Genomic DNA, 15,546 nt, shown 5'->3' with positions numbered 1-15,546 from the left:
CTCACAGGGCGGTGTAGGCGTCGCGCCACGACAGGGCCAGACGGCAGGTGTTCGTGTAGTCGGTGGCGGTCCAGCGGATCTCGCTCTTGCCGGGCGGGATCTGGAACAGGTCCATGCGGCTGCCCGCCGTCAGGGCCGGGGCCGCGTTGCCGCCATTGCGCAGCACCCAGCGGGTGCCCGGCCGGGTGTCGATGTCGATGTGCTCCCCGGCCCCGAGGGTTATCTGCAGCTGCAGGTAGCGGCCGGTCTCCACCACCCACACCTTCGGGTTGGTGACCGGTCCGTCGATGCGGACCGTCGGCCACGCCGCCACGTCACCGGAGTTCAGGACCCACCCGGGCCGCTCGTCCGGGTTCGACACCCCCGTGGTGATCGGGGCGACCAACGGGGCGGTGAACCCCTGCGAGTCGTTGCTGATGTCCAGGGGCAGCACCAGCGACTGCGAGTCGTCCGCGTGCCAGCGGGGGTCGGTCGCCGCGAAGTCCAGCATGAACGGGATCCAGCCGTGGACGGCCTGCGCCATCGTCGCGGTCTCCACCCGCCGCCACCTGCCGTACAGGCGCTTGGTGTCCCGGCCGGGCAGCTTGGCCCGCAGCACCGCCAGGGCCCCCGCTGTGCGGCGGGTGCCATCCGTGCCGGTGACCTGCTGCAGGCGGGCCAGCAGATCGAGAGCGGCCCCCGGGTCGTCGGGGGTGCGGATACCGGCCTCGATCGACACGGTGCGCGACCCGTACAGGTCGACGCCCGGGAAGCCGCCGTCATCGGTCGGGTTGTCCACGTCGGCCGTACGCAGCTCCGGCGCGGCCAGGCCGCTGACCTCGCCGACCGGCAGCAGAGTGCCTCTGCCGATCACCAGGCCGCCGCCGACGTCGAACTGGTAGTCCCCAAGGGTTGCCATCAGAGCTTGCCTCCTCGCTGCGCGGCACGAAGGCGCCGCATCACCTCCGCGCCGATCTCCTGCGCAGCCCCCCGGCCGCCACCACCGGACGTGACGGTCACCGGCATCTGCCCGATCAGCGGCCCCGCCTGCTCCTTCACGACGACGACCTGCACGCCACCGGCCGGCCGGGCATCCATCCGCATCGGGCCCGTCACGCCCTGGGCGGTGAGGGTGTAGCCGAACCGTTGGGCGACGTCCTCGAGGACCGCCGTCGCGCTGGGCCGCTTGGACTGCCCGAGCGGGATGTACGCCTCACCGCCCGTGCTGGGCTCCGCAAACCGCACCAGGCCGTTGCTCGTGGCGTACAGGCCGGGCGTCAAGACACCGCCCTGCGCGTACGACAGGCCCTTGTTGGCCCGCCCCAGGTCGGCGACGAACTGCGCGGCCCGCGACCCGAGCGCCGTCTTCAGCCGGGACAGGCCCGCGTTGGCGACCTCGATGATGCGGTCCTCGCCGAGCTTCGTGGCATCGGCGACCTGGTGGATACCGGTCTTGCTCGACTTGATCGCCGAGACGATCGACAGCAGGTCCGCCAGGTCCTGATCGGACAGCGTCGCCGACGCCGACTTCGACGCCGAGTTCGCCTTGGAGGCGGCCGACTTGCTCTTGACGGCCTGCGCGGCCAGGTCGATCGCGGCCTGGTCGCCCTGCTCCGCGAGCCGCGAAGCCAGGTCCCCGTAGCCGGAGGCTGCCAGCTTCGCGAGGTTCTGCTGGAACGTGGCCGTCTGCTTGGCCGCACCACCGAGCTGGCTGGTGTACTCCGACAGCGACGCCTTCGCGGTCGCGGCCAGCCTCTCCAGGTCCTTGGCCATGGCCTTCGTGTACTTCGAGCTGCCCGTGGCCATCTTGTGTGTCAGGTCGACACCGTCGGCGCCCATCTCCTCCAGCGCATCAGCGACGTCCTGGCCGGCACGGCGGGCCACTGTCGCCAGGTCCCGGCGCCAACGCTGCGCCTCCGCGACCGACTTGCGCAGGTTCGATGCGAACTTGCCCAGGTCCAGGGCGGTGCCCTTCTTGTTCTTGGAGTCCGAGCCGATCCCCGACAGGGAGAACAGGCCCCCGGAGCCCCCGGCCGGCTCGTACGACCACCCGGACATGCCGCCGTCGGCGTACCAGCGGATTTCCTTGCCGCCCAGGCGGCGAACCGTCTCCTCGGCGATGGCCCGTGAGCGGGTGCGCTTGGTCGGCGACAGCGGGATGTAGCTCTCCCCGCCGGTCTCCCGCTCACCCCAGATGCGGTAGCTGCCTGCCGGTGCGATCTGCGCGACGTGCTGCTCGGGGCGGCGCACGCCGCCGTCCGCGTAGAAGTCGAGGACCGAGCCGCGCGCCTGGGCCTGCACACTGTCGGGGACACCGTTGGCGTCCTTGTCCCAGGACGTGGGCTTGCGGGACAGGTACACGGGGATCGTCACCGACTTCGGGGCGCTCACCGAAACGGAGATCTGCTTCGTGCCAGGGATCGAGCGCACACTCGCACCGATCAAGCCCAGCTGAGTTTGCACGGCCGCCATGTCGCCCGACAGCAACGCCGACGTCAACGCCATCGCGGCCGCACTGCCCTTGGTCTTGGCGACCTGCTCGATCAGCGTCAGCATGCCCGTCCACTCGGTGAGGGACTGCTTGCCCGCCTTCTTGAACGCGCCGGAGACGCCCTTCAGGTCCTCCTCGCTGATCGGCAGGTCCGCACCCCAGATCGCCCGCAGCTGACCCATGGCGCCCTTCACGTCACCGGACAGAAGGGCCTGCTGCAGGGTGTTCGCCGCGTCCGTGCCCTTGGTCTCGGCGACCTGCACCAGCAGGCCCATGCCGCGCTGCATCTGCACCTTCGCGGCCGCACTGCCCTTCTTCACCGCCCGCGACATGTCGGAGACGGCCATCTCCTGCAGGACCTTCCCGAACTTGCCCGCATCGTTGGTCTCTGCGGCGTCGGCGAACCTCTGCGCGGTCTTCTTGCCGTAGCGGGCGGCGATCGCGGGCAGCTGGTCCAGGCCGGCACGGAACGCTTCCGAAGACCGGGCCGACGACTCGGAGATGATGCCTTCCAGCTCGTCGGCAACCTTCGTCTTGCCCTTGCCGAGCTGCGTGACCAGCTCGTCCAGGATCGGGGCGGAACTCACCCCGAGCTTCGCGAAATGGTCGGTCAGCCCCGTGTACCCGGACATGGCGAGCGCCGACAGGTTCCGCTGGAAGTCCCGCTGCGACTTCAGCTGCTTCTGCAGCTGGTCCATGTAGTCCTTGAGCGTCGCCTTCGCGTTCTTGTTGGACTTGGCGACCTTGTCCTGTGCCGCCGACCACGCCCTGGCCGGGTCGACGATGCCGCCCAAGGCCTCCGCCATGGCCTTCATCTCGTCGGTGTACTTCGGCAGCCCGTCCTGACCGGGCGGCACCAGAAACTCCAGGGACCAGGTCTTCGACGCGTTGATCCTGGCCTGGTTGACCTTGGCGTTGACGATGTCCATGTTGGCGGCGAGCTCGGCCTGCTTCTTCACCGCGGTCGACCAGATGCTGTGCTGCTTGTCCAGGACTTCCATCGCATCGTTGCCCGCGACTGACAGCGTCGAACTGACCTGCCCGGACGAGTCCACCGACGCGAACGAAGCGTTCTCCCACACCTTGGCCTTGAGGTCCGCGAGCTTCGAGCCGCCGGTCGTGATGGCGTCCAGAGCGTCGGTCATGTCGAGGCCGACCTTCTTGAGCTTGGCCGCATCATCGGACTTCGTCAGCGACTCGGTCAGGGCCCGCAGACCCGCACCCTCGTCGCCCTGCTCGTTCTCCGCGCGCAGGGCCTCCACCAGGTCGTCGGTGGCCACCTTGGCCTTCTGCTTCGACGCCGAGTACGCCGAGTACGCGATGACACCGATCGCGAGGAGCGCCGTTAGGCCCGACACGGCCAGGCCCGCACCCTTCAGCACCGCCGGCATCGCCGACTGGCCTGCCTGCGCTGCGGCCAGCGCAATGCGGAACTCGCGCCACTGAGTGGTCAGTTTGGTGACCGCGACCAGGGCCAGCATGCCCCCGGCGGTCACCGCGAGCAGTCCCGCACCGATCTCCTTGAGCGGGCCGGGAGCGTCCGCGAGAGCCCCGGCGAACACCGACACGGCTTCCCCGACGACCTGCAGGACCGGCAGCAGCGCCCGCCCCAGGTCCATGCCCAGCGCCTTGCTGCGGTTGACGAACAGTTGCCACTGCCCGGCCGTGGTGTCCATCTGCATCCGGAACGCCTGTTGGGTGGCCCCGGCGCGCTCCACCTCGTTGGCGATGCCCGCGTAGGTGTCGGCGTAGTTCTTGCCGTCGTTGGCGGCCAGCGCCAGCACTGCGCGGGTGGCCCGCACGTCGACGAACAGCTTGGTAATGGCCTCGGACGAGCCGCCTGTGGCCTTCGCGAGCTTGTTGACGACGACGTGCAGGCCGTCCTGCTGCACTGCGGATGCCGCCGAGTCGTACCCGAGCTCCTTCATCGCGTTACTCAGGTCCCGGGTGGGCGCCATCATCCGCGTCATCATCCCGTTCAGCGCGGTCGCGGCCTCCGCCGCTGGGATACCGGTGAGGGTGATCGCGGCGTACGCCGCCGACAGGTCGTCGAACTCCACGCCGGCGGCGGCCGCCATCGGCACCACGTCGCCAAGGTTCTGTGCCAGCTCTTCGAAGGAGATGACGCCCTTGTTGACGGTCTGGAACATGATGTCCATGACGCCGGCGGCGTCACCCGCGGTGAGTCCGTACGCCTTCAGCACACCCAGCAGGGCCCGCGAGGACGTCTCGGTGGTCGTCAGGCCCGCACTGGCGCCCTTCGCTGCCACTCCGAGGATCGTCATGGCGTCGGCGCCGTCGAAGCCCGTGGAGACGATTTGGTACAGGCCGTCGGCGAGCTGGTTCGACGACTGCGTCAGGTCCTTCGACAGGTCGACGATCTGGTCGCTGAACGACCCGACGTTCGACTGGTTGATCTGCTGGGAGATCGTCATGACGTTGGCCATGCGCTTCTCCAGCGCGATGGCCTGCGCGACACCGGCCCCGAGGACCGCCGTCAGCACCAGACCGGTCTTCATGTACCCGTTGACGCGGGCCTGTGTCGCTGCCCGCGTCTCGGCATCCGCAGCGGCCTGCGCCTGACGTACGGCGGCCGCGTTCGCCGCCGCACGCTGCGCCGCTGCCGCCTCGGCCTCCGACCGTGCGGTGACCGCCGTCAAGGCGGTGGCGTCGGCGGCCTGACGGGCCTGCAACGTCCGGGTCGACAGTGCCGCACCACGAGCGGCCGCAGCCTGCGCGGCAGCGGCCCGCCCCTCCTGCAGCGTCTGCGCCTGCGCGGCCTGCGTGGCCGCCCGGGCGGCGGCCGCCGCCGTGGCCTGTGCCGCGGCCGCACCCCGGCCGGTGGTGGCCTGGGCGCGGGCGGCCATGGTCTGGGCGACGGCCTGGGCGCGCAGTGCACGCTCGCCGGCCATCACCGCTGCCGCCCGCTCGGTCTCGGCCCGCGCGGCCAGGTTCGCCGCGAGGACCTGCGCACGGCCGTTGCGTTCGGCGGCCGCAGCGGCGGCATTCTGTGCGGCCTGGCTGCGTTGCACGGCGGCGGTGACACGGGTCTGCCCGAGGACCGCGTCGACGGACGCGGACGCCTGCAGGCGGGCCAGGCGTTGTGTCGCCGTCGAGGTTTCCATCAGGCTGCGGTTGACCTGCTGCAGCTGCCCGTCGAACTGGCGCAGCTGCCCGGCACTGGACCGCAGACCGCTGGTCAGTCCGGCTGTCGTCGCCTGCAGGTTGACGTACAGGTTGTAGGCACTGCCTGCCACCTACTGCTCCCGTCTGGGCGTGAGCCCGATCTTGACCCCGCGCCCATCCGGTCCGTCCGGTACCTGCTCCCGCTCCATCTCCAGCAGCTCGCACCCCGGACAGGTGCTCGAATCGGCCACGTACGCGAACCGGTCCCCGCCCAGATCCGGCTTCCACTCATCCGCCCTGGTGCCGCAGCCCGAACACACCGCCCGGCTGTACGCCAGCCACGCCAGGGCTTTCGCCCGGTCCAGCGCCGACCAGCGGCCGTCACCGGCCCCCGTGAACTGGCTGTGCGGCATTCCATAGGTGTGGCATAGCTCCATCTCCGCCCGGAAGGCCGGGTCAGAGATCAGCCTTTTCCCAGGTCCGCCCGCAGCGTCTGGTTGATGACGAGAGCGGCCGTGAACAGGGCCTTCGCCTCGGCGTCCGCCCAGGTGTCCAGGAGCTCCTGCGCTTCGGCCGCGCTCATCCCCTCGACCTCCGCACCGCCGGCGTCACGCTCGACGTGGCAGGCGGAGATCAGCGCCGCGGGGAACGTGTCGACGTTGTACTCCATGCCCTGGTCGGCCTGAGCCTCAGTGGGGGCGTGGTCGCGCAGCAGCTGCTCCCACACCGGCCGCGGTACGGCCCGGAACGTGAGGACCATCGTGGCGTCCGCGAGGGCGTCCTGTGCCCGCGTCAGGCCCGCATCGGCAGCCAGTACTTGCGGGTTCGACGCCACCCACGCGTCGTGCTGCTCCTCACGGATGCCCTGCTCAGTGCATTCGGCCAGCGCCCCGGCGCGGGCCTTGGCCAGGTTCAAGGCCGCGTCTGTCACAGCGGTCTTGGCGTCCTGGTCGTCGCAGATCGACAGGGTCCGCTCAGGCAGCTTCCGGGCCCGCAGGCGGGCCATCTTCGCCGACCAGTGGGCGTCCTTGGCAACCGCAGCCGCCGGCGGCTCAGTGGTGTTCGTGGACATGCGGGATCCCCCCTGGATCAGGTAGTCGCCGGGACGGCGGCGTCGAGCGTCGGGTCGTCGGACACCGCGAAGGTCACGGTGAACTTGGCCGGGTCCGATCCGGCGGAGTAGGCCGGGGCGCGCGAGGCAACCCGGACGGGGAAGATGTCCATCGACTTCGACGCCGGGACGTCGCCCTTGCGCAGGATGACGACGTACCCTTCCTCGCCCTTGCTGAGGAGGGTTTCGATGGCGTCGCCGGCCTTGTCCTCGTAGAAGGTCAGGGTCGACGCGTCGGCCTTGTCCTCACCGGGGATCGACGTGGTGAGCGTCGAGCCCAGGTCGGGGGTGTCGATCGGGCTGTTGCCGAGCGACCAGCCCGCAATGTCGGAGATCGCGCCGGACAGCTCGGTGCCGGTGGTGATCTCCTGGCGGGTCGGGACGTTCGTCTCCGCGGTGATCTCCGGCAGGAAGTAGATCTTCGTGATGCCGCGGCGCATGAACCGCTGCTGGGTGGTACCCAAGGGGGGTGCTCACTCTCCGGGGACCCCGGCCTCCGGCAATGGAGGCCCGTCCCCAACAGGTCGCAGGACTGCGAACCAGGGGTGCAGCCCGTACCGGTGTGGCCGGGCGTCCGCGCGGGGGCCTCCGCGGTGAGGTGCGATCAGGCGTCAGCTGTTCGGTGTTGAAACCGTCAGGACGAATCGCTGAACGTAAGTGTAGGTGGAGCTCACGACACCGGTCCCTTCCTCCCGGTCGAGCTCCCGGCCGATCACGGTGGCCCCGGTCACGGTGATCGGGTTGAGGTACTGGCCGCTGCCCGGCACCCGGGCCAAGAACGCCTGCCGGGCCTTGTCGGCCTGCAAGGACGCCTGCTCGGCGGTCTGGCCCACCGACGACACCTGCAGCAGCACCCGTGCATCGGCGTCGCTGTCGCCGAACGACGGGCCCAGGCCGGCGACTTGGCCCAGCTCGTACAGCACGCAGTACGGGATCGTGTTGCCCGTCGGCAGGGATGCCGTCGTGGGCGCGGTCCCGTACCCGCAGGAGCGGCCTGTCGCCGTCTGCAGCATGGCCTGCACTGCGAGCGCCACTTGGCGCCCCGACACACTCATCTAGTCCTCCTCATCGTTGTTCGTCACTGATCACGTCGGATTCCCGTCGGCGATCCGCCCGATGGCCTGTACGAACAGGGGACTGACCGTCTCAACGGCCGGGCCGACGTGGGCATATGGCGGCTGGTTGTAGACCCGGCCGAGGCTGTCGGGGCCGACGTACCCGAACTCCAGGCGCCGCCCTTGCGGTTTGGCGGTGCCGACGATCGCCGTCACCGCGTCACCGGTGACGTGCACCTCATGCGTCCAGGAGCGCCGGTAGTCGCCGGTCGGCGTGTTCGGTCCGGGCCTGCCCGAGGCGTTGGCCTTGATCTGCGTCTCCAGCAGCATCGCGTAGTGCCGTACGACGGACACCGCCGACGGCAGCATCCATGCGGCGCGGGCCTGCAGCTGGGCGGCGATCTCATCCGCGTTGCTGAACGCGCCGCCGCCAGGGCGCGGGGTGCCGGGGGTAGCCACTATCCGCTCACCTCCGGCTGCCACCGCCCGGACGCCCAGTCCTGCAGCAGCGCCAGCATGGCCCGCGTCATCTCGTGCGGCCCGCCGTCCAAAAGGTCGCACCGGGCCAGGGCGTTGCGCTCCAACTCGCCCGCGTCGACCGCCGACAGGAAGGCCGCGGCCGCCGGTCCCGGGTCCGGGGAGACACCGACGGCGACACGCGCCAAACCGTCGAACTCGTCCTTCACCAGCGGCGACAGGAACAGCAGCAGCTCCGCCGGCTGACCCGCGCTCTGGCGAAGCTCGTACCCGGAGACCTTGGAGGAGATGTCACGCCCGTCGAATGCCACGGTCCCGGTGGCGTGTTCGGCGGTAATCCGCACCCAGTGCAGCTGATCATCCATGCGATTCAGCGTACGGAGGAACTCGGACAGCCCCACGGTCTGGCGAACGCCCAGCTCAGCGCATGTGCGGAACTCTTGGCACCCAACACGCCTCGGATGCAGTCCCCGGCCCGGGCCTGCTGGCGGTGCCGCAGTTCGAGAACGGCGGCGGCCCGGCCGGGGGCGTTGGATCCTGGTGGCTAATTGGCGCAGCGCCACAGCAACGTTCACCGAGGTGCCGATCTCTGTCCGATTTGCCAGTAATGAGGGAGCTCTCCCGGCTAACTAGGCCCCTTGGGGTGAGATGAAGAGACCAATTTGTCTCCCTGGGTCATGTCGCCAGTCACCCGCTACGCGCAGGCTGTCACCGGGAGGTTTAGGTTCTGTGTCGTCTCCGTGATGCCGAGGATATTGCGAATACTGACCTTGGGCATGCCCAACCCTTCTACGGTGTCACCGTCGTCTGGTGCTTCGCAAGTGAATGCCAACGGCGACAGGCCGTCACGTACTGTGCCTCGGCGCGGCTGGTCAGCCGAGCGATGAGGGCCCAGCCCCCGGTTCGAGGATGGATGAGGGTCCGTGTCCGTTCACCGCCCCGGAGGAACCATGACCCATATCGCACACAAGGCACCACCGACCAAGGTCCTGAACGGGCGGATGCTGATGGCGGCCGTGGTATCTGCCGTCAGCGGACTGCTGTACGGCTACGACACGGGCATCATCTCCGGCGGACTGCTGCAGATCTCCAAGGAATTCCACATCGGGAACGACATGAAGCAGGTGATCGCCGCCGCGATCCTGCTCGGCGCCGTGATCGGCGCCCTTGCCTGCAGCGTGCTGTCCGCACGCATCGGCCGGCACCGCACGATCCTGCTGATCTGCGTGGTGTTCATGCTCGGCAGCGTGAGCAGCTCGCTCGCCCCCACCGCGGTCAGCCTGGCCCTGGCCCGGGTGGTGCTCGGCTTCGCCGTCGGCGGCGCCACCCAGACCGTGCCCATGTACATCGCCGAGTTGGCCCCCAAGGCGATCCGCGGCCGGCTTGTGCTCTGCTTCCAGCTCGCCATCGGCGTTGGCATCGTCATCGCGACGCTCGTGGGCGCGAGCCAGGCTGTGTCGTGGCGGGAGGCGATCGGCGCGGCCGCCGTACCGGCACTGGTGATGCTTCTCCTGCAGCTGCGCCTGCCCGAGAGCCCGCGGTGGTTGGTCCTCAGACACGGCCGCGTCGGCGTGGACGAGGCCACAAGGGTGCTTGAGGACATACGGCCCGACAGCTACGACATCTCCTCCGAGCTCGAGGAGATCGTCGCCTTGGAGGGACGCCAGCAGCGGACCAGCAAACGCAACCGCGGGTGGAGCGGGCTGTGGCAGCCATGGGTGCGCCCGGCTTTGGTGGTCGGCTGCGGCATCGCCGTCTTCACCCAGCTGTCTGGCATCGAAATGATCATCTACTACGCCCCGACCATCCTGACCGACAACGGCTTCTCCGAGACGACCGCGCTATCGGTCAGCGTGGCGCTGGGCATGACCTACCTGGTGATGATGGTGGTTGGCCTGGTGATCGTCGACAAGGTCGGGCGCCGTCGGATGACCCTGGTGATGGTGCCCGGCGCGGCGGTCAGCCTGTTCGCCCTCGGAGCCCTCTTCATCACCGGCCACGCCACCCGCGACTACGTGCCGTCCATCGTCGCCTGCCTGCTCGCCTTCATGTTCTTCAACGCTGGCGGGCTCCAGCTGATGGGCTGGCTGACCGGCTCCGAGATCTACCCGCTGTCGGTGCGTGCCGCCGCCACAAGCGTGCAGTCGGCCACGCTCTGGAGCACGAACCTGCTGATCACGCTGACCCTGCTGACGATGATCAGCATCTTCGGTGTGGGCCAGGTGTTCTGGATTTACGGGATGTTCAACGTCGCGGCGTGGCTGTTCGTATGGCGGCGAATGCCGGAGCTCACCGGGCACAGCCTCGAAGACATCGAGAGGCACCTGAAGAGCGGGAAGTTCCGCCCCCGCGACTTCGCCCGCGTCTGACGCGAACCACGTGGCAAAGTGCGGCTCCGAACCGCTTGCGGAGGTCGTGTGGGCCACTTCAGCTCAGCCTGGTGGATGAGCTGATCGCTGTGCCAGCGTGGTCCGGATATGGTCCGCCGACACCACCCACGCGATCCACGAATCACAAATTCTCCACATCGAGCCCGTCCACGAAGCCCCCCCCCCGGGAGACCGCCTGGACCTTGGCGGCGTACGAGACACCCGTCTCGGACCGAATGTGGCACCTGGCCGCGACCGGCTCCACTCCGGCACCCGTGCTCCAGACCCTGCTTCACCACCTCGCCGAGGGAGGCGGTTGGGAGACAGCCGTCGGCGGCCCCGTCGATGAGAAGACCGTCACCGCCGCCACCAAGCCACTCAACGACGCCGGGTGGAAACACACCGTCGACGGACGCTGGATCCGCTGGACGAACCTGGCCGAGGACGCCGGCGTCCAGAAGCCGAACAGCACCCTCGCCACCTTGACCGTCTGGGCCGGCCCCAGCATCGACCACCCCACCTGGCCCCTCACGGCGTCCCCCCACACGCCAAGCTCGCTGCTGGCCGCCGACCTCACCGACGACCTCCTGGAACGGCTCCGAGATCCGCTACAACGGGAGCAACAGCGACCTCGGCAGTATGTACAGGAACAGCGCAGGTCGGTGGTACATCGCTGGCAGCAGCAGCATCGTCTACCTCTCGTATTCCGACGATAGCCTTTGCGGCCGACCTTGAAATGACGCAGCCGCCGGACAGGTCGACGTCCTAATGCCGTGTCAGGCAATGTCTGCGTTGGTGTGATCGCGCCGCCTGCGCCCTCGGCCCAGGCGGCGCATTCACGAGTCTGCCCGGTGGCCGTCAGATGGCGCTGGACGCGGTGGTGATGCGTTCCATCAGCCTGGTGGAGCGGCAGATCTCCACCGTGGACGCCTCGGTGACGACCTCCACCAGGTCGCCGATCAGCGCGACCGGCGCCGACACGGGCGTCACCAGCCGGTACCAGGCGGAGCCCTCGGACAGCCAGTCCTGGCCGAGGACCTGCCCGAGGACGATCTGCCCGTGCGTGGACAGCACCGCACCCGGACCTTCGTACACCACGGTGGTCGGGGTCTGGCCGGGCTCCCCGGTCACCGGGTCCAGGACGGGCTGGCCGGCGGTGCGGGAGATCCGCACCGTGTCGGTCAGCTGCGCCTCCAGGTCGGCCCTGGCCTGCGAAAGATCCACTGGCACCGGCTCACGCCCCGGTGGTCTGGGTGGACTCGTCGAGCCACGTGGTGCGGACGACGGCGAGCGAGTTGGCATCGGAGATGTCCAGGATCCGCCACACGCGGTTGATCAGGCCGGGGTCCTGCGTGGCCTCGGTGACGCGCACGTGGTCCTCACGCGACGCGAGCGGGGCATCCAGCGGGGTCAGGAGCCGGTAGCGGTTTCGGGTGTCGTCGGCGTACGCCTGTCCTTCCAGGGACAGGACCAGGCCGGGCCCGCCGGACGCGAAGATCGCACCGGCCCCGGTGTAGAGGATCTGGTCGGGGCCGGGGTGGTACTCGCCGGAGTCCGGGTCAAGGACCGGCTCCCCGGGGCGGAAGATCTCGACAGTGTCCACGAGGATGCGCGTCTCGACGATGGGGGCGACGGCGGCAAGCGAAAGCCCATCAGAGGGCGGAGGAGTGCTCATACGTTCGAGCGTAGGGCGACGCACGGACAGCTCCCCCGGCCCGAGGAAACTGTCCCGTGTCAGCGAAGATTGATTCATTGCCACCGAAGTTTCACTGCAAGCGAGGGTTGATGAGCCGCCGGATATCACAAGGTGTACTGGTCATCTGCTCGATCGGCGCCATGATCAACATCGTGGACGCAATCGGGACGGGGCACCTGGAGCCGCACGATGTTTTCCCCGCGCTGGTCGCGCTCGGCGCGGGTGGTGAACTGCTCAAAGAGCAGCGCCCCAGGGCCGCAAAGGTGTTGGACGCCGTGATATCGGTGCTGCTGGTGGTTGCCGGATCCGTCGCGGGGGCCAGGGCGTGGGCTTCACTCTTCCGGGGCACGGCCCGTGACTGGCTCGACCTCGGAATCGGGGTTCTGGTCGCGCTCTACGTTGCCGTCGGTGCGGGCCGGCTGCTCGCGCACCTGTCTCGCAGAGCATCGAGGTCTCGCATGCATGCCGACATGTTCAGCGCGTAACACCGACATCGGTCAAACTTCCCTACGTTCTTCCACGGGACCGGGCGAGCCCTTGCCACCAGCGGCGCTTGCAGCGTGATGCCTCTGTCCTGCTGCCCATCTGCCAGATCAGCGGTAACAAGGTCGACTGACTGGCAGGCTCGCGCAAGTATCCGCTTGTTGGTACGCGACGGTGAGGAGCCCGGTGATCACTCAAGGAGTAAAGGTCACGGCGCGGTGCGACGACTGCGGTGGCGTGCTGATACTCGACGTTGGCCAGTACATCGACCATGGGCAGTTGTGGTGGGGCACCGAAGGTGCATGTACTGCCTGCCCCAACGGGTGGTGTGAGCAGGACACAGGCGGAGCGACTCCAGAAGAGATCAGGAATGCCCTGCTGGCAGAGCATGGGCCCGCACGGCTTCGCCTCGCGGACGACGAGTCAAGCCTCGTCCCTGTCTTGCGAGTCCTGCGCGAAATGCTCCGCCTGTCCCTGGGCCAGGCACGGGTGATGGCCAGCGCGCTCCGAGAGACTGGCCTGGTTGGCACGCTGGTCGAGATGGAGTTCATTGCCGACGGGCTGCAACGCCGGTCAGTCGCTACAAAGATCGAGAGGTGCGAGACGTCGGCCGACTGAACCCCCACGCACCCAACCAGAATGGCTTGACAAACGGCATTAGGAATCGCTGCGACAGGTCGTACGTTTCCGTGAGCCGAGGAGGAGGAGCTGCATGAATGACGCTGACTTGCTGCGAACCCTCGGTATCGACCCGTCGCAGCTGGGCCCCGCCCCACCGTGGGCGCCGCGCCAGAGCGCAGGCATTGAGCGGCTCGACGGGAGTCATCCGTGCGTACGCTGCGGCGATCCTGCGAGAGCGACCGGGGTCGTCGAAACACCCTGGACCGCTGCATGCCCTGCCTCATCGCCACCACCCCGCGCGGCGGCCCCCGCGCTCCGATCGTGGACACGCTGGCCGTTCTGCGGGAGGCAGCCCGGGAGGCGGGCGTCGCCCTGACCATCGTGGCCGACGAGTCGTAGTGGCCCTGTCCATGGGTGAAACACGAGCAGCCGCCGTTGCACCTTCGTTCGATGCAACGGGGGCCGCGTCGGTAGGGCCGTTACTACAGCTCCCGCTCGATCTGGTTTTCCGGGACCTGCTCTGTTTGGTGGGTCTTCTCGTTCATGACGGTGTGGCGAGACTGTTGCCCCTGGCCCTCGGTCCGCTCGATCTTGCCCTGCGCCTGCTGGCCTTGCTCGTTGCGGTACTGCACGCGCTGCCCCTGCTTGTACGGCATGAACTCTCCAAGTTTCCTGTGAGTCGGTGGGAGGCTGGCCCCGCTCGTTCGGCGGGGGATGCCCCTCATAGCGCCCGTGACCATCGTTAGGCGCACTGACAGCTCACCCCCACCTCCACACCCCAGCAACCACTACGGGCCGAATGGAGGACGTCGTAATCTGCCGTCGTGGACCGCTATCACGTGACCCTGTCGATCGGAGCCCGCACCGTCATGCGCGGCTGGTGGTCCGACGAGGCGGCGGCCGAGCGGAAATACACGCGCTGGATAGGCGAGCGCGGCGGTGTCGATGGCGCCCGGATCACGCTCACCGACGAGGCGGGCGCGTGCTGAAGTGCTGGCCGCCCGAGGGCCGCTGACGCTCCCCGTCCTGGTAGATGCTGACGATCAGCGGCGCCAGTTCCGCGTCCCGCAGGGCACGGGCCGACATGGGACGTTTCTTGTACGCGTAATAGGTGGATGGGTGGATGCTGCAGTCGTGCTCGGTGAGCGTCCTGTAGATCGGCTCGACTCCGCCGAAGCGGTCCCGGTGCTCGTCGATGAACGCTACTAGCGTGTGTGTGGCCGGTCGAGCTCGGCCGCGAAGAGACTTGCCGCGGCCTTCAGGATCTCGTTCGCCCGCTTCAGCTCGGCGACCTCCTTCTTGAGGGCCTTGAGCTGGGCGGATTCCCGCGTCGTAGCCCCGGTCCGGGCACCGGCATCGACCTCGGCCTGCCGCACCCAGTTCCGCAGGGACTCCGGCCCGATGTCGAGCTTCGCGCCGATCGAGCGGATCGCCGCGGACTCCGTCCTGTACTGATCACGAGTCTCCAGGACCAGATGCACGGCCCGCTCCTTGAGCTCCTTCGGGTATTGCTTCGCCATAACGGACTCGATCCCTCCAAAAGATCGAGCCTCGATCAAACCCGGAACGGTTCACACTGCAGTTGGCGCTCGGCACGCCGGACTCCCTGATCGGCGCGATGCGCCTGGCCCGCGCCCACAAGTAACAGCTGCTGCTGCGCATGGTGCAGCACCTGCACCAGGCCGGGCACGTGTGGCCCGCCGGCGAGTCGCTGCCCGCACGCCTGGCGTGGGGAGCACACACCCCCACCGACCGCACCACCGTCCTCACCGACGTCACCAACGGCTACAACGCGGGCGTGTTCTCCCCGGAGACCGCGGTGCGGATGCTGCAGGACGCGGGATACCCCATCGACGACGTCACCGAGGAGATCGAACGCAGCTAGGCACTGTTTCTTGGATCATGTTCGGAGCCAGATGGTGAGGGCTGCGAGGGTGACGGTTCCGAGGTAGATGTAGGCGCGTTTCTCGTAACGGGTGGCGACGGCGCGGAAGCCTTTGAGACGGTTGATGGCGCGTTCGACGGTGTTGCGTTTCTTGTAGCGCTCGCTGTCGAAGCCGGTGGGTCGGCCGCCTCGGGAGCCACGGTTCTGGCGGTGTCTTTGCTGGTCGAGGCGTTCGGGGATGATGTGCTGGATT

Annotated in this window: 18 protein-coding genes and 1 pseudogene; 6 read left to right on the top strand and 13 right to left on the bottom strand. The window is 68.5% G+C overall.

Annotated features, from left to right (window positions below; translation table 11 throughout):
* Nucleotide 1 precedes the first annotated feature (1 nt).
* The 8 genes from ACFYP5_RS33575 to ACFYP5_RS33540 all read right to left on the bottom strand — a co-directional run bounded on the left by ACFYP5_RS33575 (nt 2) and on the right by ACFYP5_RS33540 (nt 8,604).
* On the bottom strand, nt 2–898 hold the full coding sequence (locus ACFYP5_RS33575) for a phage distal tail protein (protein WP_389042860.1): 897 nt from the start codon (nt 896–898) through the stop codon (nt 2–4).
* Complete coding sequence (locus ACFYP5_RS33570; protein ID WP_389042858.1) at nt 898–5,727, bottom strand: phage tail tape measure protein; 4,830 nt, start codon at nt 5,725–5,727, stop codon at nt 898–900. The genes ACFYP5_RS33575 and ACFYP5_RS33570 overlap by 1 nt, the downstream gene beginning before the upstream one ends.
* A complete protein-coding gene (locus tag ACFYP5_RS33565; protein ID WP_389042856.1) occupies nt 5,728–6,009 on the bottom strand; it encodes a hypothetical protein in 282 nt (93 codons plus the stop codon). It lies immediately after the preceding gene.
* Nucleotides 6,010–6,059: 50 nt separating this feature from the next.
* Complete coding sequence (locus ACFYP5_RS33560) at nt 6,060–6,668, bottom strand: hypothetical protein (RefSeq protein WP_389042854.1); 609 nt, start codon at nt 6,666–6,668, stop codon at nt 6,060–6,062.
* 17 nt (nt 6,669–6,685) lie between these two features.
* Entirely contained in the window at nt 6,686–7,171 is a 486-nt protein-coding gene (locus tag ACFYP5_RS33555) for a hypothetical protein (protein WP_389042852.1), read from the bottom strand.
* 147 nt (nt 7,172–7,318) lie between these two features.
* Nucleotides 7,319–7,762 (bottom strand): hypothetical protein, encoded by a 444-nt coding sequence (locus ACFYP5_RS33550; protein ID WP_389042851.1) that lies wholly within the window; start codon nt 7,760–7,762, stop codon nt 7,319–7,321.
* Between the two features lie 30 nt (nt 7,763–7,792).
* A complete protein-coding gene (locus ACFYP5_RS33545) occupies nt 7,793–8,221 on the bottom strand; it encodes an HK97 gp10 family phage protein (protein WP_389042849.1) in 429 nt (142 codons plus the stop codon).
* Nucleotides 8,221–8,604, bottom strand: a complete 384-nt coding sequence (locus ACFYP5_RS33540; RefSeq protein ID WP_389042847.1) for a hypothetical protein — start codon at nt 8,602–8,604, stop codon at nt 8,221–8,223. Before ACFYP5_RS33540 ends, ACFYP5_RS33545 begins: the two co-directional genes overlap by 1 nt.
* A gap of 636 nt (nt 8,605–9,240) precedes the next feature.
* Between ACFYP5_RS33540 and ACFYP5_RS33535 the strand changes: the two genes are divergently transcribed.
* Nucleotides 9,241–10,608 carry a sugar porter family MFS transporter gene (locus ACFYP5_RS33535; protein WP_389042845.1) on the top strand — a complete coding sequence of 456 codons (1,368 nt, stop codon included), beginning with the start codon at nt 9,241–9,243 and terminating at the stop codon, nt 10,606–10,608.
* A 203-nt stretch (nt 10,609–10,811) separates the two neighbouring features.
* The gene (locus ACFYP5_RS33530; RefSeq protein ID WP_389042843.1) at nt 10,812–11,324 is read left to right on the top strand and encodes a DUF317 domain-containing protein; all 513 of its coding nucleotides are present in this window, start codon (nt 10,812–10,814) and stop codon (nt 11,322–11,324) included.
* 142 nt (nt 11,325–11,466) lie between these two features.
* Here ACFYP5_RS33530 and ACFYP5_RS33525 read toward each other — a convergent pair whose 3' ends face one another.
* Together ACFYP5_RS33525 and ACFYP5_RS33520 are read right to left on the bottom strand one after the other, a co-directional pair.
* Nucleotides 11,467–11,832: a DUF6093 family protein gene (locus ACFYP5_RS33525; protein WP_389042841.1), complete on the bottom strand. Its 366-nt coding sequence runs from the start codon at nt 11,830–11,832 to the stop codon at nt 11,467–11,469.
* Nucleotides 11,833–11,842: 10 nt separating this feature from the next.
* Nucleotides 11,843–12,283, bottom strand: coding sequence for a DUF6093 family protein (locus ACFYP5_RS33520; protein WP_389042840.1), 441 nt, complete (start codon nt 12,281–12,283; stop codon nt 11,843–11,845).
* Between the two features lie 56 nt (nt 12,284–12,339).
* On the opposite strand from ACFYP5_RS33520, the gene ACFYP5_RS33515 reads away from it, so the two are divergent.
* Together ACFYP5_RS33515 and ACFYP5_RS33510 are read left to right on the top strand one after the other, a co-directional pair.
* Nucleotides 12,340–12,789, top strand: coding sequence for a hypothetical protein (locus tag ACFYP5_RS33515; RefSeq protein ID WP_389042838.1), 450 nt, complete (start codon nt 12,340–12,342; stop codon nt 12,787–12,789).
* 889 nt (nt 12,790–13,678) lie between these two features.
* The gene (locus tag ACFYP5_RS33510) at nt 13,679–13,807 is read left to right on the top strand and encodes a hypothetical protein (RefSeq protein ID WP_389042837.1); all 129 of its coding nucleotides are present in this window, start codon (nt 13,679–13,681) and stop codon (nt 13,805–13,807) included.
* 83 nt (nt 13,808–13,890) lie between these two features.
* On the opposite strand, the gene ACFYP5_RS33505 is transcribed toward ACFYP5_RS33510, so the two are convergent.
* On the bottom strand, nt 13,891–14,064 hold the full coding sequence (locus ACFYP5_RS33505) for a hypothetical protein (RefSeq protein ID WP_389042835.1): 174 nt from the start codon (nt 14,062–14,064) through the stop codon (nt 13,891–13,893).
* A 168-nt stretch (nt 14,065–14,232) separates the two neighbouring features.
* Here ACFYP5_RS33505 and ACFYP5_RS33500 point away from each other — a divergent pair, with 168 nt between their 5' ends.
* Nucleotides 14,233–14,397 (top strand): hypothetical protein, encoded by a 165-nt coding sequence (locus ACFYP5_RS33500; RefSeq protein ID WP_389042833.1) that lies wholly within the window; start codon nt 14,233–14,235, stop codon nt 14,395–14,397.
* A gap of 216 nt (nt 14,398–14,613) precedes the next feature.
* On the opposite strand, the gene ACFYP5_RS33495 is transcribed toward ACFYP5_RS33500, so the two are convergent.
* Nucleotides 14,614–14,928, bottom strand: coding sequence for a transposase (locus ACFYP5_RS33495; RefSeq protein WP_389042831.1), 315 nt, complete (start codon nt 14,926–14,928; stop codon nt 14,614–14,616).
* A 140-nt stretch (nt 14,929–15,068) separates the two neighbouring features.
* On the opposite strand from ACFYP5_RS33495, the gene ACFYP5_RS33490 reads away from it, so the two are divergent.
* Nucleotides 15,069–15,293 (top strand): hypothetical protein, encoded by a 225-nt coding sequence (locus tag ACFYP5_RS33490; protein WP_389042829.1) that lies wholly within the window; start codon nt 15,069–15,071, stop codon nt 15,291–15,293.
* A 15-nt stretch (nt 15,294–15,308) separates the two neighbouring features.
* Here ACFYP5_RS33490 and ACFYP5_RS33485 read toward each other — a convergent pair.
* Nucleotides 15,309–15,546, bottom strand: a pseudogene (locus ACFYP5_RS33485) (IS5/IS1182 family transposase); the annotation flags it as partial.

This window comes from Streptomyces sp. NPDC005262, from assembly GCF_042872425.1.
GTDB lineage: Bacteria > Actinomycetota > Actinomycetes > Streptomycetales > Streptomycetaceae > Streptomyces.
This window is presented reverse-complemented; position numbering and strand designations above follow the sequence as displayed.